Source organism: Gillisia sp. JM1 (genome assembly GCF_000424645.1).
In the GTDB taxonomy this organism is placed as follows: domain Bacteria; phylum Bacteroidota; class Bacteroidia; order Flavobacteriales; family Flavobacteriaceae; genus Gillisia.
The window spans coordinates 839,709-863,550 of the sequence record NZ_KE384218.1; the positions used below are offsets into that span (position 1 = coordinate 839,709).

Sequence of the window (23,842 nt, forward strand, 5' to 3'; positions counted from 1 at the left end):
TCAATGAAGATAAAGACTTGTTGATAATAGGTTGTCCGCTAAAATTTTACTTTTGTTCATATATTGAGTTTTGTGGTAAAAACAAGATATAAACAAACGCGGGAAATCCGTATAGGAATTCACGCGTTTAAAAAGTTTAATGGAAATTAATGTAAAAATATATTACTTTTTATTTTCCGGCAGCAGCATTACTTAAATTTTCTAAAGCAGTAGAAATTTTAGATAAAATTTCTTTATTTCCTTCAATTCCATGTCTTTCTGCAAGAAAATAAATATCGTTATAGGACACTTTCACATTTCCTTCCCCATCTTTCCAAACCAACATTTTTTGAGGAAGATCTAAGCCTGTAGTCCGTTCGTTCTGCATCAAAGGAGTACCAAGGTTTGGATTCCCAAAGATTATAAGTCTCGTTGGCCTCAAGTCCAATCCAACGCTCTCAGCATTAGCTTGGTGGTCTAATTCTGCCACAATTGAAAGATTAGGATTGTTGACAATAGCATTTTTAAGAGTAGCATAAGAAGTTTCAAAGTCCTGTTTGCTTTCCTTTGTGATAATACCCTCCATAAATTCTACATTTTGAATAGCAGATTCCATTACGGGACTCTTGGAAACATCAGAAACTAAATTTTCTAGTGCATTTGAGAGTTTATCTAAGGTTGCTACTCCATCTAAATTGTGTCTCGATCTTAAATAGGATACACTATTATATAGCAAAATATCACTTTTGCTGTCAGTTCTGTAAAAAAGAACTTTTTGAGGAAGATCTAGTCCTGCCAATTGGTTCTCTTGCATTAAAGGAGTACCTAAAGTTGGATTTCCAAAAAATATTATTCTAGTATAATCTAATTCCAGTCCTACAGATTTAGCATTTTTCGAATGATCTACTTGTGCTACAATACTAATAGCATTGTTCTTTCTTAGTTTTTGAATAAACTGATTATATGCGCCTTGAATTGCAATTGCACTATTGGAATAAATGGTTCCTACTGGAAAATCTTCATTGTTTAAATTTTGTGATGCCATAAAATTAGTTTCAGAAATATTATCTTTAGAAGAATCTATTTCATTTTGAGAGCAAGAATTTAAACCCAGTAATAAGCTAAAAAGTATAATAGAATTTTTCATAAAAATTTGATTTACTGCAAATTAAGTCAAGAACCATAGCTCTATAAATTCCTTTAACTTTTTTTAACCATTATAAGTTAAGGGTTTCAAAAATTAAAAGAAGAATAGATTATATGGAATTTATTTCCTCAACAGAATTCCATTTCCTAAGCGAGCTTCGATATTTTAAAATTATTTTCCTGCCGAGCTACTGGTGAATGCTCGGGTTTTACTCAAGTAATTTTTTCAAGATAAACTCCTTAAGTTCTTACAGCCTTATTAGCTAAATTTCAGAAAGCATCTGAAATTAACTAGACTATAATTTTTGTAGAATATATCTGGGAATAAGTATTGTTCGGTTAAGATTGAAGAGCACTCCGAATGAAGAAACTAAACATGAGACATTATATTAACTAACTAAGACCGTTGCATGGGATAAATTGTTCAAAATCGGAGTATAAAAATAATTTAATCACTTGATATTTAATTGATTAAGTCTTATTTTTAATGTATGAAATTACAGAAACAACCCACATTAGCAGACACAATTTGTGATTTGCGATCAAGAAAGATAAAAACAACATTTTTTAATCAAATAAATGCGCTGATCGATTGGGACACAATCGAAAAACTAATAGATGCCGATTATTCCAAAGGAAAAAGTGCTGTAGGCAAACCTTCCTATAACGGTCTGTTGTTATTTAAAATGTGTCTTTTGCAAAGTTGGTACGGATTGAGCGATTATGAAGTAGAAGACCGATTGAACGATAGTATCTCATTCAGTTATTTTTGTGGAATGCACATAGATGAAGTTGCACCCGACCATAGTACATTGAGCAGATTTAGAACCGCACTAACGAAAACCAAGACCTTTGAGAAGCTCTTCGGTTCCATCAATGACCAGCTTGAGGCTCACAAGATCATTGTCAAAAAAGGAATCATAGTGGATGCCAGTGTCATAGACACGCCACTTCGACCAAAAGGAAAGACCAATCACAAGGTAACTGAAGATCGCTCGGACCAAGAGGTAGCAGTAAAAAAAGAGTATGCCGAGAGTGTGGACAAAGATGGTACCTGGCTAAAGAAAGGCGGGAAATATCATTTTGGGTTCAAAAAACATCACGTTACAGATCAAGAAGGACTTGTCTTGGGAGTATTGACCACCACGGCAAGTAAAAACGAGATAGCCAATTTAGAAGAAGTGCTGGAAACAGTGAACGTAGATTTGCCAAAAGATATTCCATTAAAAGCCGACAAAGGCTATCAATCTAAGAAAAACACGGAGCTGTTGAAAAAAAGAAATTTGAAAAACCATATTCTAAAAAAGGCAAAAAAGAATAAACCATTGACCTATTGGGAGAAGAAGTTCAATAAATTGATCGGTAAAACAAGGTTCAAGGTAGAGCGGACATTTGGCGGGATAAAAAGATGGTTCAGCGGAGGATTGGCAAGATACCGGGGAATGGAAAAAATGCATACTCAAAATCTGATGGAGGCCATGTGCTATAATTTGTATCGAAGTCCAGGGATAATTGCGTCTAATTGTAAAAACTAAGAGAAAAACAGTAAGAAAATGAACTCTAAAGACAAAAAAACGAAGTAAAAACTACAGTTCTTGATAAAAAACAATCGGAAATCCATCTAAAAAATGGATTGCAGTAATTTATTGAATTTTGCAACGGTCTTTAACTGATTAACAGTATAAATTTTCAGCAATATTTTATCGACAACTTATTTAATCTATAAATTTTCTGCATCAGGGGTCAGAAACAAATATTAAGGCAGAACTATTATAAATATTGTGTTAACTACATTCAGCAAAAGTTTTGCTGGACACTAAATAAGGTTGGAAGCTCCAGGACCTTTTTTATTTAGACAGATTGTTATTTTTATAGTCTAGAGATTCTTTTGAAAAATAGTTATAACCTAATGTAAGCAATAAGACAAAAACAGCTCCTGAAAGAACCACAGCAATACTTCTAATACATCCAAGCTAAAGGAGATGCGTATAAAAATAGTAACCAGAACAAATGCCGAGTATCTAAAAATAACATTATAAGCGGTACAATATCTTAGTTCAAGGAGTACAATTAAAATATCACAAAAAAGATTTATTTCATGTGGATTTAATTTTGAACTATAATTTCTAAAAAGGCTTAGATCTTCAAAAAGACCTAAGCCTTCTGGTATCTGAAATTATAGTAAACTCTAAAAAACCTCTTTATTCTTAATCATTAAGAGTTTTTTTTGATTTTCAAATTCTTCTGTGGTTATTTCACCTTTTGCATACTTTTCTTTTAATATATTCCTAGGGCTTTCACATCTTTTTTCAAACGACCTGTTTTTTATTTTTTCCGGTATAAAAGAATAACACTAAAGAAAGAAGGCCAAAACCTATTATCCACCACCATATCATCACTATAATTATTAGTGTTTATGATCTTCTGAATTAGATTTTTTCTCTTTCATCTTGGACATCATTTTTTCCTTCATTTCAGGATTGTTCATCATTTTTTCCATCATCTCTTCCATCATCTCTGGATTTTCTTCCATTTTTTGCATCATCCTAACCTTCATCTCTTTTTTCATCATTTTGTTGCTATGGATTTCATCCATCAGCATTTTACGGCCCTTTTCGCTCTCCATCATTTTATCGAGCATTTTGGACTGCATCTTTTGCATCATTTCGGGATTTTTTCCCATCATCTTCTGCATATGGGATTCCATTTTTTCTTTCATTTCGGGATTTTTGTCCATCATCATTTTCATATTCCCAGATTCCATCTGTTCCATATGAGCCTTCATCAACATCTTTTTGGCCTCTTCATTTTTTTGTGCCTCGCTAATGAAATTGTTCAACTGGACAGGGTTTGCAATGATTTCTTGATAAATGGCATTTCTATTTTCTTCTACCCGCATTGTCTCGGTAGCATTGAAGGATGATTTGCAACTAAGCATTGTTCCAACTAATCCAACTGTCATTAAAATTTTTACTGTTGTTTTCATGATGTTCATTTTTAGATTATTAAATATTCGGTTAAACTGATTTGTTCATTTTTTTGGAATCGATTAATTTATTCGATTTTAAAGTTTCTCATCATCCCCATATCTTCGTGTTCCAGGTTATGACAGTGGTAAACGAAAAGACCTTTGAAATCTGAAAAGCGCATTATGATTTTGATTTTCATGCCGGGCATTAAAAGCACTGTATCCTGCCAGCCTTCATCAATAAAGCCATCCTTGATAGAATTCCAAAACATGGCATCCATTTCGGAGGTATCATATTCCAAAATATTAAATTGTACCTGATGTATATGAATTGGGTGTGGCATCTGCATCATATTCCCCATACCGCCACCTTCATTTCCTCGTCCCATCATGCCGCCGTCACCCATCATTTTACCTCCTTTATTGGAAAGCTGCCATATTTCGGTGGTATCTAATTTTACTGTTTCTTCTTTAGCTACTTCAGTAGGCTCCCAGGTTCTACCATTGATTGTCCATTGCATTCCTTGCATAAAAAAATTAAATTCTCTAGGGTTATTTCGGTTAACTGCGGTGGTTGGATCTAATTTATTATAAGGCACAAGGTTTTCAGGAAGTAGAAAATCATTCGACCCACTTTCGTTCATTTTAATTTTAAAAAGACTGTATTCAGAACCTAAAGGTAAACGGGTATTGTTACCATTCATCATCCCTCCATTCATCATTCCTCCCATCATACCGCTTTCAAATGCCAGACTTTTTAATTCAATTTCATCTCCTTGCTTTTTATTTTTTAAATCCAGCCATATGTCTATTCTTTTTGCGGGAGCCAGCATTACATAAGGCATTACTTTGGGTTGTTCCAAAATACTGCCATCAATTCCAATTACTTTAAGCGGCTCCCCATTATCCCAAGCAAGTTTATAAATTCGCGAATTCGAACCATTAAGAAACCTTAGCCTGTAATTGCATCCTGCTTTTAGAGATAATTCTTGCTCTGGCCTACCGTTCAGAAAGATTTTATCACCTAAAAACCCCATCATCCTGTCCATTCTTCCACCATCAAGATAAACCAGTTGATTATTATCATCTAAAGTGCGATCCTGAATTACCACCGGAAGATCAAATTCTCCAGTGGGGAGGTTTAAATTTTCCTCTTCCTTATCTGAAACTAGTAGCAAACCTGCAAGACCATTATAAACCTGCTCACCAGTATTACCATGCGGATGGGGATGAAACCAATAGGTTCCGGCACGGTTCATTACTTCATATTCGTACACATAAGTTTGGCCATTAGATATAATGTCTGTTGGATGGCCGTCGTACTGCTCCGGTACATGCATTCCATGCCAATGCACAATACTTTCTTGTGGCAGTTCATTTTGAAAGCGTATTCGTATTTTTTGGCCTTTGTTCACTTTAATTATGGGCCCCAGATAACTATCAGGAATTTGCTGAAGACTGCTGGAGTCTCCTAGTATCAATTCACTTTTAAAAGTCCAGCACATTGTTTTTCTTCCCTCAAGTATAGAAATTTCCCGTTCTACCGCAGTCAGTTTAATATCCAGGTCGGGTTTAAAATCAGGATTCAGTCGTAATGGATCACTATTTTTATTTTCATTGGCACAGGACTGAAATAATGGCCAAGCGATAAGTATAGATGCGCCAGCGCATCCAAGTTTTATGAAATTTCTTCTATCATGCTTTTGGATACTCATATCTTATTGGTGTTTACAATTCCATTCTCTACTGATCAATTTCTGATAAAATTTGTTTAAGTGTTTTTGTAGTTTTTTTAGCTAGTTCGCCTAATTCATTTGTATTTGACAAAGCCCAAGTAACGGTAATGTCCTCAATAGAAACTTCAATGTTTCCCTGATCTACTTCTTTTACCGTTATGTTGCAGGGTAAAAAAACTCCGCTTTGAAAATCGCAGTTAGTGCTTTGGCTGCGGTTCCAGAATTACATACGGATAGAATGACATGTGGTAGCATATCCTTTATATCCTCTTTTAAATATTCATCCAGTGCTAATTCCAAAAGGACCTCAAAATCCCTTTTGGTCAATGCTTCTTTATATTTTTAGAATTTCAGAAAAAGTCTGGGAAACGTACCGCTGACTAATACAGTAGGTCGTTCTACGGCTTTCAGTATAATTCTGAATACTGATTTCTTTTTTGGCTGGATTTTCCCTTTTCATATTCCTACACCTTAAAGTTTAAACCTGGTTTACTACTTTTTTTAACTTATTTCCAATTTCTAAGGCGATGTCCTCTAAATCTTTATTTTTCACTGCCTGCATGGAGGCCATTGGATTTACTGCTGCAACTTCTATTTTTCCATTTTCCAATTCTTGGACAATCACATTGCAAGGCAACATGGTACCTATCTTATCTTCCGCTTTTAAAGCTTTATGCGCATAAGGAGCGTTGCAGGCACCCAAAATTCGATATTTCTTAAAATCGACATCTAGTTTCTTCTTCAAGGTTGCTGAAATATCTATTTCCGTTAATACCCCAAAGCCCTCCTTTTCCAATTCATCTGTAACTTTTTTAATAACTTCTTCAAATTCTCCAGTTATCGTTTTAGCAAAATAATATTCCATAATTTTCTTTCTTTTCGGTTATTACTTTTAAATATAAGGTTATTTGAATAAACATTCGGTAACGATTGTTACACAAGCTCAATGTATTGCCTTTATGTAACAATGGTTACATGGAGTAGAGGTAAAATCATATATATTTGAAAACTTTTATGCTGGAAAAACAATACATAGCAATAATTCTGGTGATGGTTTTTTCAGGGAAACTAATCACTGTCGACGCCGATTTCTTCAGTTTTATTGTGGATGCTAATCAAGTAGTGCTTCTAAATCCTGTTTGTGAAAAGAAAAAAAGCAATTTTAAGGAAACAGGTATAAATGTTAAAACTTCCTCTCCAGTTCAAATACTGAAACTGGCCAGAACATGTTCCAATAATTATCATTTTATTGTTGAAAAAGAAATTCCTGATGTCCGCCATTCGAACTATAAGGGTTTTTTGTATACAACAGACTTGATTATTGATATCCATTTCAGAAAATTATATCCTCCTCCTAAAAATTTAATAGCGACTTGATTTATCAATGGTTTAGAAAGCACACCTTTTCTAGACTCAATTATTCACGAATCCTATTAAATTAAATGAAAACAACTATTTCAGTTTCCTATAGATCGGTTCAGCTGTTTCGTATTTTATTAAGCGGCATATTTTTGGTGGCGAGTTTTAATCATATTCTAAATCTCGAAAAGACTATAAACCGAATTGACCAAGCCAGGTTTAAAGGGATTGCCTATTTTTTTGGTAATCCCGAGTATTTGATAATCATCTCTGGAATTATAATGATGATTGCGGGATTTTTTCTTTTAGTTGGTTATAAAACCAAATGGGCTGCAATGGCACTAGCGGCGGTTTTAGTTCCAATAACCTTAACCGTGCAGGTTGGACAAATACATACTTTAGGCCCTCTTTTTAAGAATATCGCAATTTTAGGAGGATTGCTATTTTTTATATTAAACGACATTCAAACATTTCAAAAACAATAACTATGAAAAAGCTAATTTTAGGTTTAATTATCCTAGCAATAACATTTACTAATACTTTAAATGCACAAACTACTAAACAAGAACAGCATTCACATAATTATGTAGTGCTTACAAAAAAGATCCCTCAACTTCAGCCCATTATTTTAACAGCGGAGGCTCTTGCGAAAGAAGATGGAGAAAGTTTTGGCGATTTTCAAGCGATCATTTGCGGAAAAACTGTTGAAGATCTTAGAGATAAGGAAATGATGAAGAGCTTTATAGAAAAAGCAAAAAAAGCGCACGTAAAGATTGTAGTATGTGGTTTATCTTTGAAAAAATTCAAAGTTAATAAAGAAGAGATACCGCATGAGTTAGAAGTTGTGGACAATGGCTTATTACATGATTTTCAACTTCAGAAAAGGGGCTATTTAAGTATTGAGCTTTAATAGCAGATAACTAATTTGTAATCCCCGCTGTGTATTAAGGTCAGAGGGGATTGCGAATAGTTAAAATTTGCACACACTCTATTTACTTAAAGTGAAAAAAAATTCATAAATTCGCTGCTTTATTAAACAATTGCTTTGAAATTATTTAGAAATTTACTGTTTTTTGCTGCAGCCTTCATTATGATAGGTCACGACATCGTGCCTCATATTGATGCTGGGGACGTTTCCAGTACATCTAAAATAGTTACCCAGCAAGTTGCTCATGAACATCTAGAACTTGGTCATATTTTTGAACACTTTCAGCATTCTTCAAATGAAAGAACTTCAAAATATGTAACTGGAGCATTCAAAAACCTAAATGTTAAGACAAAAAGTCTCCAAAATTCCGCTTTAATAGTTGATATTGATAATCAATTCATTTGGCACGCAAATTTTGAAAAACAACGCTTTCGGGATTATCCTATAATTCCCTATTATTTATTATTATCCTCACAGACCCCTCGGGGACCTCCTTCTTGTTAATTACTTAAGTGATATTTACTATTCAAGCTTCAACTGAGCTTGATACTGTTTATAACACAATTTAGTTATGCAATAATCCTTTGTTATAGCTATTTCCGTTAAACTTTCTTTTAACAACTACTATGAACCTAGAATAATATTGTTTAAGGTAATGTCACAAAATCGAAGAGACAAAAGAAAAATAGAGAGAAATAAAAGTAACAATGAGATAGAAATTACAAAAAAATATAAAGCATTAAAGCTTTTCTTTATTGTCGCAGTTATCATATTCGTGCTTCTATTATTTATTTTAGTAATGTACAGTAATATGTTTATTACTAATCATACTCATTAAAAATTTTGTTCTTTAAATGAAAATAACTATTTTCGCAACAAATTATTAATTTTTGAAATTATTTAGAAATTTACTGTTTTTTGCTGCAGCCTTCATTATGATAGGTCACGACATCGTGCCTCATATTGATGCTGGGGACGTTTCCAGTACATCTAAAATAGTTACCCAGCAAGTTGCTCATGAACATCTAGAACTTGGTCATATTTTTGAACACTTTCAGCATTCTTCAAATGAAAGAACTTCAAAATATGTAACTGGAGCATTCAAAAACTTGAATGTTAAGACAAAAATTCTCCAGAATTCAGCTTTAATAGTTGATATTGATAATCAATTCATTTGGCACGCAAATTTTGAAAAACAACGCTTTCGGGATTATCCTATAATTCCCTATTATTCATTATTATCCTCACAGACCCCTCGGGGACCTCCTTCTTGTTAATTTTTTAAAGTGATATTTATTAGTTGAGCTTCAATTGAGCTTGATGATACTTATATCACTATCTAGTTATGCAATAATCTTTTGTCATAGCTATTCCCATTACTCATCGTCAGCATTAAAAACTATAGGCACTTTTTTAAAGGACTTAAAAGATCAGCTCTTGATGTTTCACATTTTCGTTTTCCATCTTAAAATTCTTCTACTATAATGTTAGATAAAATCATTCAATTTTCGATCAACAATAAGCTTGTTGTCGGAATATTAACCTTGTTCTTAATTGGCTGGGGAACCTATTCCCTAACACAATTGCCCATAGATGCCGTACCAGATATTACAGATAATCAGGTAATGGTTATAACCGTTTCCCCAACTCTTGCCGCCCAAGAGGTGGAACAGCTAGTTACATTTCCAGTTGAGCAAACAATGGTAAGTATACCGGAAATAAAGGAAATGCGATCTTTTTCCCGCTTTGGACTTTCCATTGTAACCATAGTTTTTGAGGAGGATACTGATCTTTATTGGGCAAGGCAGCAGATACAGGAACGTCTTTCTTCGGCAGCAAGTAATATACCCGAAGGTGTGGGGAAACCTGAAATGGCACCTGTAACTACAGGATTGGGCGAAATATATCAATATGTAATACATCCCGAGGAGGGTTATGAAGATCAATACGATGCTACAGAGTTACGTACCATACAGGACTGGATTATTAAAAGGCAGCTGTTGGGAACCCCTGGCGTCGCAGAAGTTAGTGGTTTTGGAGGCCTCGTAAAGCAGTATGAAATTGCTTTAGACCCTAATAAACTTCAAAGTATGGATGTCACTCTTGAAGAGATTTTTACAGCGCTAGAAAAAAACAATCAAAACACTGGTGGGGCTTATATCGACAAAGGGCCAAATGCCTATTTCATACGTAGTGAAGGTCTCGTAAATAATCTTCAAGAGCTGGAGAAGATAGTTGTTAAAGTAAGTAACGGTACACCAGTCCTTGTAAGGGATGTTGCCGAAGTACAGTTTGGTCACGGGGTGCGATATGGAGCTGCAACCCGAAATGGAGAAGGCGAAGTGGTTACAGGGATTGTAATGATGCTGAAAGGAGCAAATTCTTCTGAAGTTATAAATGATGTAAAGGATAAAATTGAACAGATTAAGGAAACCTTACCCGAGGGAGTAACTATAGAGCCTTATTTGGATAGAAAAAAGCTGGTGGATCGCGCCATTGGAACGGTAACCACCAATTTAGCAGAAGGGGCATTAATAGTGATTTTTGTATTAATACTCTTTCTTGGAAATTTAAGAGGTGGATTGATAGTGGCTTCGGTCATACCACTTTCAATGCTTTTTGCAATCTCATTGATGAACCTCTTTGGGGTCTCGGGGAACCTTATGAGTTTGGGAGCAATAGATTTTGGCCTTATTGTAGATGGGGCGGTGATCATTGTTGAATCTATAATGTTCGGGATCCATAACAGTAAAAAGAAATATGCGGGGGTTGAAAAGCTATCTTCAACACAAATGGATACCGAGGTAAAATTATCTGCCGGGAAAATGATGAATTCTGCGGCCTTCGGACAAATAATTATACTTATTGTTTACCTCCCAATTATGGCTTTGAGCGGGGTAGCAGGAAAAATGTTCCATCCAATGGCTCAAACGGTTTCTTTCGCCATTTTGGGGGCATTGATCTTATCGCTTACTTATGTGCCGATGATGTCTGCCCTTGCATTGGGCCGTAAGACCGAACATAAACGAAATATTTCCGATAAAATGATGGATTTCTTTCAGCGCATATATCAACCTATTATAGAAGCCGCCCTTCACGCAAAGCTTTTGGTACTTGGTTTGGCAATAGGGTTATTTGTTATTACACTAGTAGTATTTGCCAATATGGGGGGCGAGTTTATTCCCCAATTGGACGAAGGGGATTTTGCCGTAGAGACACGAGTTCCTGTTGGAAGTTCCATCGACCAGATGATTGATGTTTCTCAAAAAGCGCAGACCATTTTATTAAATGAATATCCAGATGAAGTATTGCAAGTTGTGAACAAAATCGGTTCAGGAGAAATACCAACGGATCCTATGCCTATTGAAGCAGGAGATATGATGGTGATCCTGAGTCCTAAAGACGACTGGACAAGTGCCGAAGGAAGAGAAGAACTGGCGGCAGAGATGAAAGAATCCCTGTCAATAATCCCTAATGCTACTTTTAGCTTTCAACAGCCCATACAAATGCGCTTTAATGAACTTTTGACCGGTGCAAAACAGGATGTTGTAATTAAAATTTATGGCGAAGACCTTGATATTCTTTCTGATCTGGCTAGTAATGTTGGAAGCAAAATAAAATCTGTAGAAGGAGTTGCAGATTTGTATGTTGAGGAAGTGACTGGATTACCACAGATCAATATTAAAATGAACCGCGATAAAATTGCACAATATGGTATGAACGTAGAAGATATCAATAACGCTATAGAAACGGCATTTGCAGGGAGATCTGCCGGATTGGTTTATGAAGGTGAGCGTCGTTTTGATCTTGTTGTGCGAATGGACAAGGATTACCGAACCGATATTACCGATGTGCAGAATTTATATGTGAGCACCCCAGAGGGCAGTCAAATTCCACTTAATGAGGTAGCCAGCGTTTCATTTGAACCCGGACCTGTACAAATTCAGCGTGATAATGCTAAACGTCGAATTATGGTTGGCTTCAATGTACGTGACAGGGATGTTCAAAGTATCATCGAGGATATCAAGCAAATTATGGCTTCGAATGTTGATATGCCAGCAGGTTATTATGTAACCTATGGCGGCCAATTTCAAAACCTGCAAGAGGCGAATCAAAGATTAATGATCGCTTTGCCAGTAGCCTTGTTGCTGATTTTAATTTTGCTCTATTTTGCTTTTGGCTCAATAAAACAAAGCTTGCTCATTTTTACGGCTATCCCTTTATCTGCCATTGGAGGTGTTTTTGCACTAATCATAAGAGACTTACCATTCAGTATTTCGGCTGGAATCGGATTTATTGCCTTATTTGGTGTGGCTGTTTTAAATGGAATCGTATTGGTTGCAGAATTCAACAGGCTGGAAAAAGAAGGTGTTAAAGACATATATGAACGTGTTCTCCAAGGAACGCGCTTGAGACTAAGACCGGTGTTGATGACTGCTACCGTAGCTGCATTAGGATTTTTGCCTATGGCGATATCAAGTTCCTCAGGAGCAGAAGTACAACGACCATTGGCTACCGTAGTTATAGGTGGTTTAATTACGGCTACAGCATTAACTCTGATTGTCCTACCTGTCTTATATATCTATTTTACTGAAGGTAAAGTCAAATTCAATTTTAGAAGAAAGAAAATAGCTACCACTTTAATCGTGATTGGTGGTTTATTCTTTCCGGCGATGCAACTTCAAGCACAAGAAACTAGTCAGCTGCAAGAGCGCGAACTTACATTACCTGAGGCTATTGAAATTGCACTTAAGAACAATAACCGAATTAAGATTGCACAATATGAAATAGATGTTGAAGAAACAGGAAAGTATGGCGCGATAAGCATTCCTAAAACAGAATTTTCCTATTCTAATGGCGAATTTAATACGCCTGCAGTAAAGGATAATCTGTATGAAGTTACGCAACGAATTAATTTCCCTACAGTTTACACCAGTCAGTTTAAGCTGGCAAAAGCTAAGGTCAATAGTAGTGAACAACTTAAAGTTATAGAAGAAAATGAACTGATTGCTGATGTAAAAGTTGCCTATTTAAGTTATGTGTTTTTGATGGAGAATAAACGATTATTACAGCGTCAAGATAGCCTGTATGGCAATCTTGATAGGTCAAGTTTGATGCGTTATAAAACAGGAGAATCCACAAAACTGGAAAGTGTGACCTCAGCAGCTCAATCGATGCAAATTAAAAACAAGCTTCAACAGAACGAAGCCGATTTGAGAATCGCACAAAATCGACTACAGGTAGTCTTGAACACTAAGGAGAATATTAGTGTTAAATCCACTGAATTAATCCCTCGTGAGATAAATTTTGATATTGAAAGTCAATCAGTAGAACAAAGCCCATTTTACGCCTATCTAAAACAACAATTAGAGGTAAGAAAACGGGAGACAAATGTGGAAAGGAACAAAGTTTTACCAGATATTATGTTCGGTTATAACAGCCAAACCTTTAATGGTGCTCAAAACAGCGGGTTAGCAAACCAAAATTTTAGTGATGATGAATTGTTTTCATCCTTTCAGGTAGGGATTGCAATTCCCATTTTTCCTGGAGGGCATCGTTCCAAGATCAAGGCAGCAAAAATTAAAGAGGATATCGCCCAATCTCGAATTGAGTTGAACCAGAACCAATTACAAGGAGAACTTCAAAATTTGCTTCAAGAATACTACAAACTTCAGGGAACTTTGAGCTATTATCAAAATGAAGCGCTGCCACAGGCGGAACTTATCATCAACAATTCAGAAAAGAGCTTTAAAAGCGGAGATGTTTCCTATACGCAATACCTGCAAAACCTTACTTTGGCGAATAGTATTCAAACAGATTATTTAAACACACTTTATCAATATAACCAGTCCATCATAGTAATCGAAGCCTTATTGGGCTTGTAAAAAAGTGATTTCAAATTAAAATATAAAAAAATGAAAATTCAATTTATAATTAAACGTTCGCTGCTCATTTTATCTACCCTATTCATAGTGGCTTGTGGCAACAAGGATTCCGAAAAAATGGAATCTTCCAAAGAATCTTCGATAAATGAAGAACAACCAGTTGCAAGCGGATCCAAACAAATCACTTTTACCAAAGACCAATATAATCTTGCCGGAATTGAAACCGGAGAGATTGTAATGAGAAATCTTAGTAATATTATTAAACTGAATGGAGTCATTGACGTAGAGCCTGAAAGTATGGCTTCTGTATCTGCACCTTTAGGAGGTTATTTAAAAACTGCTGGAAGACTGCCTGGTGAAGAGATCAAAAAAGGGCAAGTCTTAGCAACGATTGAAAATCCTGAATTTATCCAAATTCAACAGGACTATTTAGAAAGTTTAAGTAAACTTCAATTTCTTGAAGAAGAATATAAACGACAAAAACAATTAAGAGAGGAAGACATCAATTCAGCAAAAACCTTTCAACAGGTATCTTCTGATTATAAAATAACACAAGGACGGGTTAAGGCATATGAACAACAACTTGCGCTAGCAGGAATAAGTAGAAGTGCTGTTCAAAATGGCAATATATCACGAACTGCGAACCTCTACGCCCCTATTACAGGTTTTGTAAAAGCGAGCAATGTAAATATTGGGGATTATGTATCACCACAGGATGTTCTATTTGAAATAGTCAATTTAAACGATGTTCATTTGGCATTGAATGCCTTTGAAAAAGATTTAGGAAAGATAGAGATTGGTCAAACAGTTAAATTTTCCCTTTCTAATGACAATACTTTCAATCGTACTGCTGAGGTTTTCTTAATAGGAAAAGCGACTGGGAAAGATCGTATGACTCCGGTTCATTGCCACATAAATGAAGAGGACGATAAAGGGCTTTTACCAGGGATGTATGTAAAAGCCTGGTTGGAAACTGGCACCAACAAACAAAATGCAATCCCTTCAGAAGCTATTGTTCAATACGAAGGAAAAGATTTTTTAATCCTTCAAACTGAAGAAACTGAAGGAGGTTATAAATTTAAGTTAGAACAGGTTAAAAAAGGAATTGAGCAGGAAGGCTACACGTCCATAACTTTTGCAGAAAATGCTGAGGTTAAAAATTTTAAACCTGTTGTCAAAAATGCTTATTCCATCTTGTCTGCTTTGAGAAATTCTGAAGAAGAAGAGTAGGACAACTTTATGAGATCAAGATGAAAATTGGTAAGGTGATATCCAAAATAACAGAACCCTTTCAGGCTCTACAAAATAAGTTGTTTGCAAAATTGTATTTCGCGCAGACCATTAGTTTATTGGGGGATGCCTTCACGTGGGTTGGTTTGGCATTGCTTGCCTATCAATTTGGGGAAGGCAGGGCTGCAATAATTTTGGCCACAGCACTCACTTTGAGGGTAACCGCATTTATTATCTTTTCGCCTTTTGCCGGTGTGCTTGCAGACCGGATAGATAGAAAAAAGATATTATACACTACCCATTTTATTAGAATGGGGCTGGTTGCCTTATTACCTTTCATTACTGCCGAATGGCAAATTTATGTCCTGGTGTTTCTTATGAATGTTTTCAATGCCTTTTTCAGCCCTACTTACAGGTCTATTATTCCACAGATAGTTGATAAAAAATTATATAGGCAAGCTATTGGCTTATCGGCTGCCACTTATCAATTATTGGGTGTTCTAGGGCCAGGATTGGCAGGTATACTTGCAGTTTGGCTGGGTGCAAGGGAAATATTTCTGGTTGATGCAGCTACATTTATCATCGCAGGAATTTTGCTCTTAACACTACCAAAAAGTTTTTTGAGTGCACCGAAAGAAGATGTTCCAAAAGACCAGCCCACAACATGGGAAGATGTTACTAAAGGGGTTAGACTTTTGTTTAAAAACAAATACATACGTTTTGCCCTTTTTATAGAACTGGTGTCGGCGATGGCCGGAGCTTTTATATTGGTAAATACAATAATTCTCGTAAAAAGCGGATTAGATCTTACCGATAAGGATTATGGTTTAATTATGGCTGCCTTTGGAATTGGTGCCACCGTTGCTGCTTTCGTTTCAGGCGCTGTAGATAAATCTAAATCTAGACAGGTCTCCCTTTTATTGGGGGCGTTAGTATTAGGTCTAGCAATTAGTGCCGCTAATTACTTGAATTTTTCCCTGCTCTTTGTCTTTTGGATCTTCGCTGGTTTGGGACAGAGTCTTGCAGAAATACCTTCGGAAACGCTTATCGGCGAAAATATACCAGATAGTGAACAGGGGAAAGTCTATGGCTCCCATTTTGCATTTTCACATTTGTGGTGGGCGCTCTCTTATCCTATAGCCGGCTTTTTGGGAACTGCGTTCCCAGAGTCAAATTTTCTCTACGGCGGCATTATTACTTTGACGTTGCTATTGATCGTTTTTATTTTTTTAAGGCCAAAGGAGAATTTAAGAAATTCAGATCCAATGAAATCAAAAGCTATTATACATTAATATTTGCTATGAAAAATGTAGAAGCCAAAAATTGAGCATTCACTATAAACATTAGTATTATGGAAGATTCAGAAAATAATAAACCCGTCATTTACCAGTGTACTGGTGCAAACTGTCGAAAGAAAAAAGGAAAGCGTTTAGAATACTATATAAAGAAATATAACCTGAAAGATAAAATTGAAGTTGACAAAATGGATTGCAACGAAAAATGCCAACAGGCTCCTGTACTCCATCTTCATCCAAGCGATATATGGTTTTCGGAGAAAGATTTAGGAACAATTTTTAAAAGATATATTTTAAATAAAAAATCCAATTAGATTTTCAGGTAATTAAATTAAGGAACATAAATTAATAAATTTTAAACACTAATATCAAAATCAATAAATTATGAAAAGAGTATTTTTTATTACAGCAGTTGCATTGACAACCCTATTCGCATCTTGCAAGGAAACAAAAAAGGAGGAAGCTACTCCAAATGTTCAGGAAAATGTTAATAGAGACAACAATGCGGAAATGATGAGTACGCAGGATAGCATTCAAATGGCCCGCAAAATGTCAATGGATAGTTTAGAGCAGGTTAAATCCCATGGGCACGCACATTAATAATTAAAATCCCATTGCTATGCATTCTGCAATGGGATTTAATCAAATTTACTATGAAATTAAAAAAGATAATATCCTTTCTGGTATTGACTGTCGTTTGCGCACTTTGCACTACCGCATTTGCGCACGGTGTCGATGAAAATACCCAAACCTTTTTGTTGGGGAACAATGGTGTTGCCTTTGGACCCTTTTTATATATAGGAGCTAAACATATGATTACAGGTTATGATCACCTTCTATTCTTGGTTGGTGTTATTTTCTTTCTATACAAACCGAAAGAAGTGCTTTTATATGTAAGCTTTTTTACAATTGGTCACAGTACCACCTTACTTTTAGGTGTTTTAGCCGATATCAACATTAATGCATACTTAATCGATGCGATTATAGCGCTATCTATCGTTTATAAAGGTTTCGATAATTTAGGCGGTTTTAAGCAGTTCTTCGGAAAACAGCCCAACACCAAAGCAGCAGTTTTGATCTTCGGATTATTTCACGGTTTTGGCCTTGCAAGTAAATTGCAAGAATTCAAATTCGACCGAGAAGGTCTCTTTACGAACTTAATTGGTTTCAATATAGGTGTAGAAATAGGACAATTTATTGCTTTAGCAGTAGTATTACTTCTTATCACGGTATGGAGAAGACAACCAAGTTTCATGAAATTTTCAACAATTACAAATACAGCACTTATGGCCGCTGGGTTTTTACTGCTCGGCTTTCAATTAACAGGCTACTTTACATCTTAAAAAAATAATTATGTCAGAAATGAAGCATCCAATATTGGAAAAAAGTAAAATTATTAAAGCGACCCTCATTTCACTTCTTGTTGGTGCACTATTACTAGTTGTAGCGGTATTACCAGCAGAATTCGGAATGGATCCTACAGGTGCAGGAGAACTGTTGGGGTTTAGCAAACTTTATGTTCCCGAAGAAGCCGATACAAATAGTTTAGGCGTTATGGCTACAAATACTTCTACTAAAATAATCAAACTAGAAAAGGCAGGTTCAGGTCCAAATGTAGAAAGACCTGTAGAGGCCGATAATCCTGCTCCAACTACACAATTAAGTTCGCGGGAAGATGAAACCGAAGTCATTGTGCCGGCAGGAAAAGGAATTGAATTTAAAATAAACATGCTTAAGCATGGGAAAATGAAATACGAATGGACTACCACGAATGGGGAGATACTCTATTTCGATTTTCACGGTGAAGTAAAGCAAGAAAAAGAGGTAAAGGAAGTTTACTTTGAAAGTTACACGATTGCCAACTCCAACAATATGGTAGGTACTTTTTTTGCTCCTTACGAAGGAAAACATGGATGGTTTTTTAGAAATACAAGTGATGAAGACGTTGTAGTAAATTTAAGACTGAAAGGTCAGTATGCATTATAATATTAAGTCCTGCAATGGAAGGTCAATTTCTACGCTCAATTGAAATAGCCTTCCATTAGTAGGCACAAATTATGTTTATGTAGAATCATAACAGATTCCACATTGAAATTTAGATATATTATAAGTAAAGATTTTATAATAATTTATCTAAATCACTATTTTACTTTGTATTCTTTCCGTTTTGAAACAAACAGGTTTTAAAAGATATAAGTATAGAGAGCTTAATTTTGAATTACAAAGCCCAATGGTTGTGGTTATTTTAGGTGGTTTGTTTTCCGCTACGTTTTGAATTTGGTTGTAATTCCTTGTGTGTTCAATTGGTAGTTCGCAACAAATGCTATTCAAATGAAGTCAATAGTGCGACAAATATAAATAAATTGAAATGACAGAAAAAAATCCCCGAAAAAAACAAGCCAAATTGCTGCGCAATAAACGAAAAGTACATCGCGTCATGGGGATTTTCCTATTCGTGTTTTTTATTTTTATTTCGGTATCTGGGGTGTTATTGGGATGGAAGAAGCACAGCGGCGGGGTGTTGTTGCCGGCGACTACTAAAGGAACCTCTTCGAACTTGGTAGAATGGCTGCCTCTGGCAGATTTAGAGCAGAAAGCATTTAAAGTGCTTCATGATTCTGTAGGAAAAACGCTTTCCCTAGAACTGGACCGCATAGACGTACGCAAAGAAAAAGGCATCGTAAAATTCATCTTTGCAGAGCATCTCAACAGCATTCAACTGGATGGTACCACCGGAGATTTGTTGCAGATAGGAATCAGACGGGCCGACTTTATAGAGCAGGTTCACGATGGCTCTATTCTGGACGATTATTTTAATACTCCAAACGGGATCATAAAAGTAAGTTATACCAGCATTATGGGCGTGGCGCTCCTTCTGTTCTCAGTGACCGGTTTTTGGCTTTGGTATGGCCCAAAACGCATGAAAAACACCGCAAGAAGATAAACTTTAACGATATACAGCCCATTCCCCTACATTCCACAGAAAATGCTCCATTCCGAGAAATTCGCTACATGGCATAAGTCTTGGACACAACTCCAAATCTTCCGATTTCCATTCCACTTGTCCGCTTGTTCCCGAGAAAGTCGGGAAGCGGCCAAACTTCATTCCCATCTACATCCTTGAAGTCAAGTCCGCTTTAGATTCAACTTCAAAAGGATAATTCGTTTTCAACAACCGTTCAGCACATTGCCCTACATTTCGCAAAAAGCTACATTCCGGAAAAAGAGCTTCCCTACAAAGGTCTTGGACACAACTTAAAAGCTTCCGCTGTCCATTCCACTTGTCCCCCCATTCCCGAGAAAAGTCGGGAAGCGGCCAAACTCCATTCCCATCTACATCCTTGAAGTCAAGTCCGCTTTAGTTCCTACTTAACAAGAATAATTCATTTTCAAAACCCTGTCAGCACATTCCCCTGCATTCCGCGAAAAGCTACATTTCGCAAAAAGCGCTTTATTACATAAGTCTTGGACACAACTCCAAAGCTTCCGATTTCCATTCCACTTGTCCGCTTGTTCCCGAGAAAAGTCGGGAAGCGGTCAAACTTCTTTCCCATCTACCCCTTTGAAGTCAAGTCCGCTTTAGTTCCTACTTAACAAGAATAATTCATTTTCAAAACCCGGTCAGCACATTGCCACTCCATTCCGCAAAAAGCTTCATTCCTGGAAAAGAGCTTCCCTACAAGGGTCTTGGACACAACTTCAAAGCTTCCGATTTCCATTGCGTTAACCCTGCCTGAAAAACGGCAGGAACACTCCATTCTCAATCTACATCTTTGAAGTTTAGTCCGCTTTAAAACCAACTTTAGAAGAGTAATCCATTTTCATAAGCCCGTCAGCACATTCCCCTGCATTTCGCGAAAAGCTATATTCCGGGAAAAGAGCTTCCCTACATAAGGTCTTGGACACCATCCCCAATTTCTACTTTTTATTCCGCTTGCCCTTCCCGTCCCGAAACTTCGGGCTGGGAAGCGCGCTCCACTCCAATCCTAAATTGTGAATAGCGTCCGCTTTATTTGAATTCCATTTTATCATTTGGTACCGCTTCCTATGTTTTCATACTTTACATAAGCTTTTAGACCTACATCCGCACCCTCGTTGTTATACCCTTTTTTTGACAGCAAAATACCAACATTTAGAAGTTGAACGGACTGCATAAACCGTTTCGCTTTGCTTCTCTTTTTATAAGTCCTTATCAATTCCAAATATTTCAACTGTATCAGCAACAAAAAAAGGTAACAGCGAGGGCGCTATGGAAAGTAAATCTAAAATGAATCTTATGAAATCTTACAAAAACATCAAAAAGAAAGCGGCACCAAAAAAAACAAAAAAGGAAAACGCTCCAGATATAATAAGTAAATCACTTCAAAAAAATATAAACGCAAACTGTCTGAATAGTTCAGATAGATTTTAATTAATCTTTAAATATTTTATTATGAGTACTTTAAAAAATCACGTACAGTTAATCGGAAATGTTGGACAAGAGCCAAGCATTACAAACCTTGAAAGCGGTAAGAAAGTAGCCCGTTTTTCACTCGCCACGAACGAGTTGTATAAAAATGCCAAAGGCGAAAAAACACAAATTACAGATTGGCATACGGTTGTAGCTTGGGGAAAGACTGCTGAAATTATCGAAAAATATGTAGGTAAGGGTAAAGAGGTAGGAGTTACAGGTAAACTTAAATCTCGGAGCTATGAGGATAACGATGGCATAAAAAGATACGTTACCGAAATAGAAGCCAACGAGATCCTTTTACTTGGAAGTAAAAGCGATAGCTAATCACTAAAATTTAAGAGGGCGTTCCCATGAGAAGTAGCGCCCTCTTTTTTTATCAACTCCTTAACAAAAAACAAAATGAAAGCACAAGTTAACGAAATCAAAGAAGGATTGCAACATTTTCACGGAACGGAAATGTTCTATTCAATTCCATTATTGAGAACCCGTTTTACGGATGGACTTAAATATCTGGCTAACGTTGCGGATTGTTTTTGGCTCATAACAGACACTTCCGTTGTTGCAAAAAGCCTGATGGATCGAAGCGAATTCATTACCATAGATTTTAAAAGATTGTCGCAGGAAATACAAGAGTCTAAAGGTTATGAAGCTGAAATTATTTACACCGATGGGAATGATACTATTTTAGAAAAACAAGAGTATAGGGCAACCGATTTTCCACTCGATGAATTGCGGTTATTTTTTGTAAATGATACACTAATGTTACCTAGTGAATACTAAAATCTAAAGCTATGGTATATCTAAATTTTACAGACCTGAATGAAGAAGCTCAGAACAGACTTTTAGAAAATTCTAAAAAAGATGTGGAACGAAAATTTGGCGATAGTATTCGCAAATACGTAAGAGAAAATTATACTTGTTTTGAAACGATGATAGAGGAAGAAGCATTAAGAAATCTGTATTATTACACCTATGTTTTCAATCCATAAAATCGACAGATTATTATTTAAGGACCTTTGAACTTCAAAGGTCCTTTTTTTGTTTAACAGGTTTCATAATCAATAAAAACCCTTATCTTTATTTCGCTGAAATTCAGCACTTAAAATTATATAGCTATCCTATTTTTGACTTTCGCTGGTAGCTGTATCCATCTTTATTTTACATATAGGAATTTTTAAATTCCGAAAAAGGCAATTAGCGTTTAGCCAGATTGTATGAAATTTTTGTCACGCTATGGCGTGACGAAAAGGAATAGCAAGAGGGTAACGGGCAGAGCCACGTTACATATTCCTTTTATCGCGTAATCCTTTGATTTTCAATAGATTGAAAATTAATGAATTATATAGGTTTCTTCGATTTGCGTCAAATGCCCTGAAACAGCCTGTAAACAGGGATGGATTTACGTCAAATTCACAAATAAGCGAAAGAAAATGGACTCCTTCATCACAATCAGGTTTAAGCGGACAACAGCGAAACGTTTTCAGGAATTTTCCAAAACACATTGCAAATCGCACACCGAGACAATGGACACAATGCTCGATTTTTTCTTCTACAACGAAATCTCCCCAAGGGAAAGATTGGGACCGACCGGAAGAACAATTGAAGCCAATTTAAAGAAACGAATTAATGCGGTTATCGCCATTATGCGCGATATGGAAAAGACCCAAACCAAACCGACTGTGGCGATGATGGAATCACTTTTTCAGACCGAAGAACCCAAAAAGAAACCACTCATTTTGGAAAAGAAATTTATAGAAGAAAAGAGTGAAGTTCGCTTTGCTGAAAAACAGAATCCAAACAACGAACTGTAAAATTTTGAGCTATGTATATCACAATCACACCTCAAAAAATGGGAGGAAATTTTTCCAAAAGTTCGGCTGATTTTGTAGGCTATCTGGAGAAAGAAAACGAAGGCATGGATCTAGAGGAAATGGAACATTTTTTCAACCAATACGACGATGAGATTTCGGCTGAAGAAGTGGTCAGGGAAATCGATGGCAATACCGCAAAATTGGAAAAGACCGAACCAAGGTTTTATTCCATAACCATCAGCCCTTCAAAATATGAATTGAACCGGTTGCAGAACCACAGCGAAGATCTGAAAAAATATACCCGTGAGCTGATGAAAGATTATGTGGCTTGTTTTAATCGAGAAATCAAGGGGCGACCAGTGAATATTGATGACATAAAGTATTACGCGAAAATTGAGCATCAACGTTCTTTTAAGGGAACGGATAAACAGGTACAGGAAAATCAACCTTTTGCCACAAAAATACTTCAGTTGAAAACCGATATCAGAAGGGTGGAGCGTGGTGAACTTTCAGGAGATATCAAAACGATGGAACGGGAAATCACAAAATTGGAAATGACAGCACCCTATCAACAGAATGGAAAACGTATCGTACAGGGAATGCAAAAGGTGGGCAGCCAAAGTCATATCCATATTATTATGAGTCGAAAAGATGCTTCTAATAAATTCAGCCTCTCCCCAGGAAGTAAATACAAAGCTTCGGATGTTGAATTAAATGGAAAGACGGTAAAGCGTGGTTTTGATCGGGATGGATTTTTTGAGAAAGCTGAGAAGACTTTCGATAAGACTTTTGATTACCAAAGAAACTTTGCAGAAACCTATAAGGCTCGGAAAGATTTTATCAAAAACCCAAAGATCTATTTTACTTCCCTGATGAAACTCCCCACCAATGAAAAAGCATTGGCGTTTAAAATAATGGGCAAAGCTGGCATTCCAATAATGCCCAGTATTCCTGTTACACATGCTCAGTTGGCAATGAAAATATTCAAAGGGCTTCGACGTGGTGTGGAAGTGGCCATCAAATCAAGTTCTATCGGAATCTAATTTAAAATT

The 23,842-nt window shown here is 36.2% G+C and carries 26 protein-coding genes; 19 read left to right on the forward strand and 7 right to left on the reverse strand.

All coding sequences use genetic code 11. The features are described from left to right. Window positions 1-169: 169 nt before the first annotated feature. Window positions 170-1,126, reverse strand: a complete 957-nt coding sequence (locus H033_RS0107085; protein WP_026837675.1) for a DUF302 domain-containing protein — start codon at window positions 1,124-1,126, stop codon at window positions 170-172. 490 nt (window positions 1,127-1,616) lie between these two features. Here H033_RS0107085 and H033_RS0107090 point away from each other — a divergent pair, with 490 nt between their 5' ends. After that, window positions 1,617-2,660 carry an IS5 family transposase gene (locus tag H033_RS0107090; RefSeq protein ID WP_026837676.1) on the forward strand — a complete coding sequence of 348 codons (1,044 nt, stop codon included), beginning with the start codon at window positions 1,617-1,619 and terminating at the stop codon, window positions 2,658-2,660. 653 nt (window positions 2,661-3,313) lie between these two features. Here the strand turns inward: H033_RS0107090 and H033_RS22475 are convergent. The 6 genes from H033_RS22475 to H033_RS0107110 all read right to left on the reverse strand — a co-directional run bounded on the left by H033_RS22475 (window position 3,314) and on the right by H033_RS0107110 (window position 6,694). Beyond that, complete coding sequence (locus H033_RS22475) at window positions 3,314-3,466, reverse strand: SHOCT domain-containing protein (protein WP_081661865.1); 153 nt, start codon at window positions 3,464-3,466, stop codon at window positions 3,314-3,316. A 66-nt stretch (window positions 3,467-3,532) separates the two neighbouring features. After that, window positions 3,533-4,111 carry a hypothetical protein gene (locus H033_RS0107095; protein WP_026837677.1) on the reverse strand — a complete coding sequence of 193 codons (579 nt, stop codon included), beginning with the start codon at window positions 4,109-4,111 and terminating at the stop codon, window positions 3,533-3,535. A gap of 68 nt (window positions 4,112-4,179) precedes the next feature. Then, complete coding sequence (locus tag H033_RS0107100) at window positions 4,180-5,808, reverse strand: multicopper oxidase family protein (RefSeq protein WP_026837678.1); 1,629 nt, start codon at window positions 5,806-5,808, stop codon at window positions 4,180-4,182. 28 nt (window positions 5,809-5,836) lie between these two features. After that, a complete protein-coding gene (locus tag H033_RS22480) occupies window positions 5,837-5,989 on the reverse strand; it encodes a hypothetical protein (protein WP_410503524.1) in 153 nt (50 codons plus the stop codon). After that, window positions 5,986-6,156, reverse strand: coding sequence for a hypothetical protein (locus tag H033_RS21570; RefSeq protein ID WP_155827743.1), 171 nt, complete (start codon window positions 6,154-6,156; stop codon window positions 5,986-5,988). The genes H033_RS22480 and H033_RS21570 overlap by 4 nt, the downstream gene beginning before the upstream one ends. Window positions 6,157-6,307: 151 nt before the next feature. Continuing rightward, window positions 6,308-6,694: a DUF302 domain-containing protein gene (locus tag H033_RS0107110; RefSeq protein WP_026837679.1), complete on the reverse strand. Its 387-nt coding sequence runs from the start codon at window positions 6,692-6,694 to the stop codon at window positions 6,308-6,310. Window positions 6,695-6,831: 137 nt separating this feature from the next. Here H033_RS0107110 and H033_RS0107115 point away from each other — a divergent pair, with 137 nt between their 5' ends. The 18 genes from H033_RS0107115 (at window position 6,832) to mobB (ending at window position 23,833) form a co-directional block, all read left to right on the forward strand. Beyond that, window positions 6,832-7,206, forward strand: coding sequence for a hypothetical protein (locus H033_RS0107115; protein ID WP_155827745.1), 375 nt, complete (start codon window positions 6,832-6,834; stop codon window positions 7,204-7,206). A gap of 65 nt (window positions 7,207-7,271) precedes the next feature. Continuing rightward, on the forward strand, window positions 7,272-7,673 hold the full coding sequence (locus tag H033_RS0107120; RefSeq protein ID WP_026837681.1) for a DoxX family membrane protein: 402 nt from the start codon (window positions 7,272-7,274) through the stop codon (window positions 7,671-7,673). Between the two features lie 2 nt (window positions 7,674-7,675). Continuing rightward, entirely contained in the window at window positions 7,676-8,098 is a 423-nt protein-coding gene (locus tag H033_RS0107125) for a DsrE family protein (RefSeq protein WP_026837682.1), read from the forward strand. Window positions 8,099-8,233: 135 nt separating this feature from the next. Then, window positions 8,234-8,620, forward strand: coding sequence for a hypothetical protein (locus H033_RS0107130; RefSeq protein ID WP_231367568.1), 387 nt, complete (start codon window positions 8,234-8,236; stop codon window positions 8,618-8,620). A gap of 386 nt (window positions 8,621-9,006) precedes the next feature. Then, a complete protein-coding gene (locus H033_RS0107140) occupies window positions 9,007-9,393 on the forward strand; it encodes a hypothetical protein (protein ID WP_231367569.1) in 387 nt (128 codons plus the stop codon). 207 nt (window positions 9,394-9,600) lie between these two features. Beyond that, complete coding sequence (locus H033_RS0107145; RefSeq protein ID WP_026837686.1) at window positions 9,601-14,001, forward strand: CusA/CzcA family heavy metal efflux RND transporter; 4,401 nt, start codon at window positions 9,601-9,603, stop codon at window positions 13,999-14,001. A gap of 30 nt (window positions 14,002-14,031) precedes the next feature. After that, on the forward strand, window positions 14,032-15,231 hold the full coding sequence (locus tag H033_RS0107150) for an efflux RND transporter periplasmic adaptor subunit (protein WP_026837687.1): 1,200 nt from the start codon (window positions 14,032-14,034) through the stop codon (window positions 15,229-15,231). Between the two features lie 35 nt (window positions 15,232-15,266). After that, the gene (locus H033_RS0107155; RefSeq protein ID WP_231367570.1) at window positions 15,267-16,523 is read left to right on the forward strand and encodes an MFS transporter; all 1,257 of its coding nucleotides are present in this window, start codon (window positions 15,267-15,269) and stop codon (window positions 16,521-16,523) included. A 59-nt stretch (window positions 16,524-16,582) separates the two neighbouring features. Next, window positions 16,583-16,840, forward strand: a complete 258-nt coding sequence (locus H033_RS0107160; RefSeq protein ID WP_034886164.1) for a (2Fe-2S) ferredoxin domain-containing protein — start codon at window positions 16,583-16,585, stop codon at window positions 16,838-16,840. Window positions 16,841-16,910: 70 nt separating this feature from the next. Continuing rightward, complete coding sequence (locus tag H033_RS0107165; RefSeq protein ID WP_026837690.1) at window positions 16,911-17,126, forward strand: hypothetical protein; 216 nt, start codon at window positions 16,911-16,913, stop codon at window positions 17,124-17,126. Between the two features lie 53 nt (window positions 17,127-17,179). After that, a complete protein-coding gene (locus H033_RS0107170; protein ID WP_026837691.1) occupies window positions 17,180-17,869 on the forward strand; it encodes a HupE/UreJ family protein in 690 nt (229 codons plus the stop codon). A 10-nt stretch (window positions 17,870-17,879) separates the two neighbouring features. Further along, window positions 17,880-18,512: a hypothetical protein gene (locus tag H033_RS0107175; RefSeq protein WP_026837692.1), complete on the forward strand. Its 633-nt coding sequence runs from the start codon at window positions 17,880-17,882 to the stop codon at window positions 18,510-18,512. Window positions 18,513-18,894: 382 nt separating this feature from the next. Continuing rightward, window positions 18,895-19,470 (forward strand): PepSY domain-containing protein, encoded by a 576-nt coding sequence (locus H033_RS0107180; RefSeq protein ID WP_026837693.1) that lies wholly within the window; start codon window positions 18,895-18,897, stop codon window positions 19,468-19,470. A 1,488-nt stretch (window positions 19,471-20,958) separates the two neighbouring features. Further along, the gene (locus H033_RS0107205; RefSeq protein ID WP_026837695.1) at window positions 20,959-21,303 is read left to right on the forward strand and encodes a single-stranded DNA-binding protein; all 345 of its coding nucleotides are present in this window, start codon (window positions 20,959-20,961) and stop codon (window positions 21,301-21,303) included. A 75-nt stretch (window positions 21,304-21,378) separates the two neighbouring features. Further along, window positions 21,379-21,759 carry a DUF6876 family protein gene (locus H033_RS0107210; RefSeq protein WP_026837696.1) on the forward strand — a complete coding sequence of 127 codons (381 nt, stop codon included), beginning with the start codon at window positions 21,379-21,381 and terminating at the stop codon, window positions 21,757-21,759. Between the two features lie 11 nt (window positions 21,760-21,770). Then, window positions 21,771-21,968, forward strand: coding sequence for a hypothetical protein (locus H033_RS0107215; protein ID WP_026837697.1), 198 nt, complete (start codon window positions 21,771-21,773; stop codon window positions 21,966-21,968). A 441-nt stretch (window positions 21,969-22,409) separates the two neighbouring features. Further along, on the forward strand, window positions 22,410-22,790 hold the full coding sequence (locus H033_RS0107220; protein WP_026837698.1) for a BfmA/BtgA family mobilization protein: 381 nt from the start codon (window positions 22,410-22,412) through the stop codon (window positions 22,788-22,790). Between the two features lie 11 nt (window positions 22,791-22,801). Next, window positions 22,802-23,833, forward strand: coding sequence for a MobB family relaxase (mobB, locus tag H033_RS0107225; protein WP_026837699.1), 1,032 nt, complete (start codon window positions 22,802-22,804; stop codon window positions 23,831-23,833). Window positions 23,834-23,842: the final 9 nt, after the last annotated feature.

Bases quoted from the DNA above. Each gene is read 5' to 3' on its own strand.
- H033_RS0107110 (WP_026837679.1), bottom strand. From the start codon at position 6,694: ATGGAATATTATTTTGCTAAAACGATAACTGGAGAATTTGAAGAAGTT.
- H033_RS0107090 (WP_026837676.1), top strand. From the start codon at position 1,617: ATGAAATTACAGAAACAACCCACATTAGCAGACACAATTTGTGATTTG.
- H033_RS0107085 (WP_026837675.1), bottom strand. From the start codon at position 1,126: ATGAAAAATTCTATTATACTTTTTAGCTTATTACTGGGTTTAAATTCT.
- H033_RS0107160 (WP_034886164.1), top strand. From the start codon at position 16,583: ATGGAAGATTCAGAAAATAATAAACCCGTCATTTACCAGTGTACTGGT.
- H033_RS0107120 (WP_026837681.1), top strand. From the start codon at position 7,272: ATGAAAACAACTATTTCAGTTTCCTATAGATCGGTTCAGCTGTTTCGT.
- H033_RS0107170 (WP_026837691.1), top strand. From the start codon at position 17,180: ATGAAATTAAAAAAGATAATATCCTTTCTGGTATTGACTGTCGTTTGC.
- H033_RS0107205 (WP_026837695.1), top strand. From the start codon at position 20,959: ATGAGTACTTTAAAAAATCACGTACAGTTAATCGGAAATGTTGGACAA.
- H033_RS0107180 (WP_026837693.1), top strand. From the start codon at position 18,895: ATGACAGAAAAAAATCCCCGAAAAAAACAAGCCAAATTGCTGCGCAAT.
- H033_RS0107215 (WP_026837697.1), top strand. From the start codon at position 21,771: ATGGTATATCTAAATTTTACAGACCTGAATGAAGAAGCTCAGAACAGA.
- H033_RS0107175 (WP_026837692.1), top strand. From the start codon at position 17,880: ATGTCAGAAATGAAGCATCCAATATTGGAAAAAAGTAAAATTATTAAA.
- mobB (WP_026837699.1), top strand. From the start codon at position 22,802: ATGTATATCACAATCACACCTCAAAAAATGGGAGGAAATTTTTCCAAA.
- H033_RS0107150 (WP_026837687.1), top strand. From the start codon at position 14,032: ATGAAAATTCAATTTATAATTAAACGTTCGCTGCTCATTTTATCTACC.
- H033_RS0107165 (WP_026837690.1), top strand. From the start codon at position 16,911: ATGAAAAGAGTATTTTTTATTACAGCAGTTGCATTGACAACCCTATTC.
- H033_RS0107220 (WP_026837698.1), top strand. From the start codon at position 22,410: ATGGACTCCTTCATCACAATCAGGTTTAAGCGGACAACAGCGAAACGT.
- H033_RS0107145 (WP_026837686.1), top strand. From the start codon at position 9,601: ATGTTAGATAAAATCATTCAATTTTCGATCAACAATAAGCTTGTTGTC.
- H033_RS0107100 (WP_026837678.1), bottom strand. From the start codon at position 5,808: ATGAGTATCCAAAAGCATGATAGAAGAAATTTCATAAAACTTGGATGC.
- H033_RS0107125 (WP_026837682.1), top strand. From the start codon at position 7,676: ATGAAAAAGCTAATTTTAGGTTTAATTATCCTAGCAATAACATTTACT.
- H033_RS0107095 (WP_026837677.1), bottom strand. From the start codon at position 4,111: ATGAAAACAACAGTAAAAATTTTAATGACAGTTGGATTAGTTGGAACA.
- H033_RS0107210 (WP_026837696.1), top strand. From the start codon at position 21,379: ATGAAAGCACAAGTTAACGAAATCAAAGAAGGATTGCAACATTTTCAC.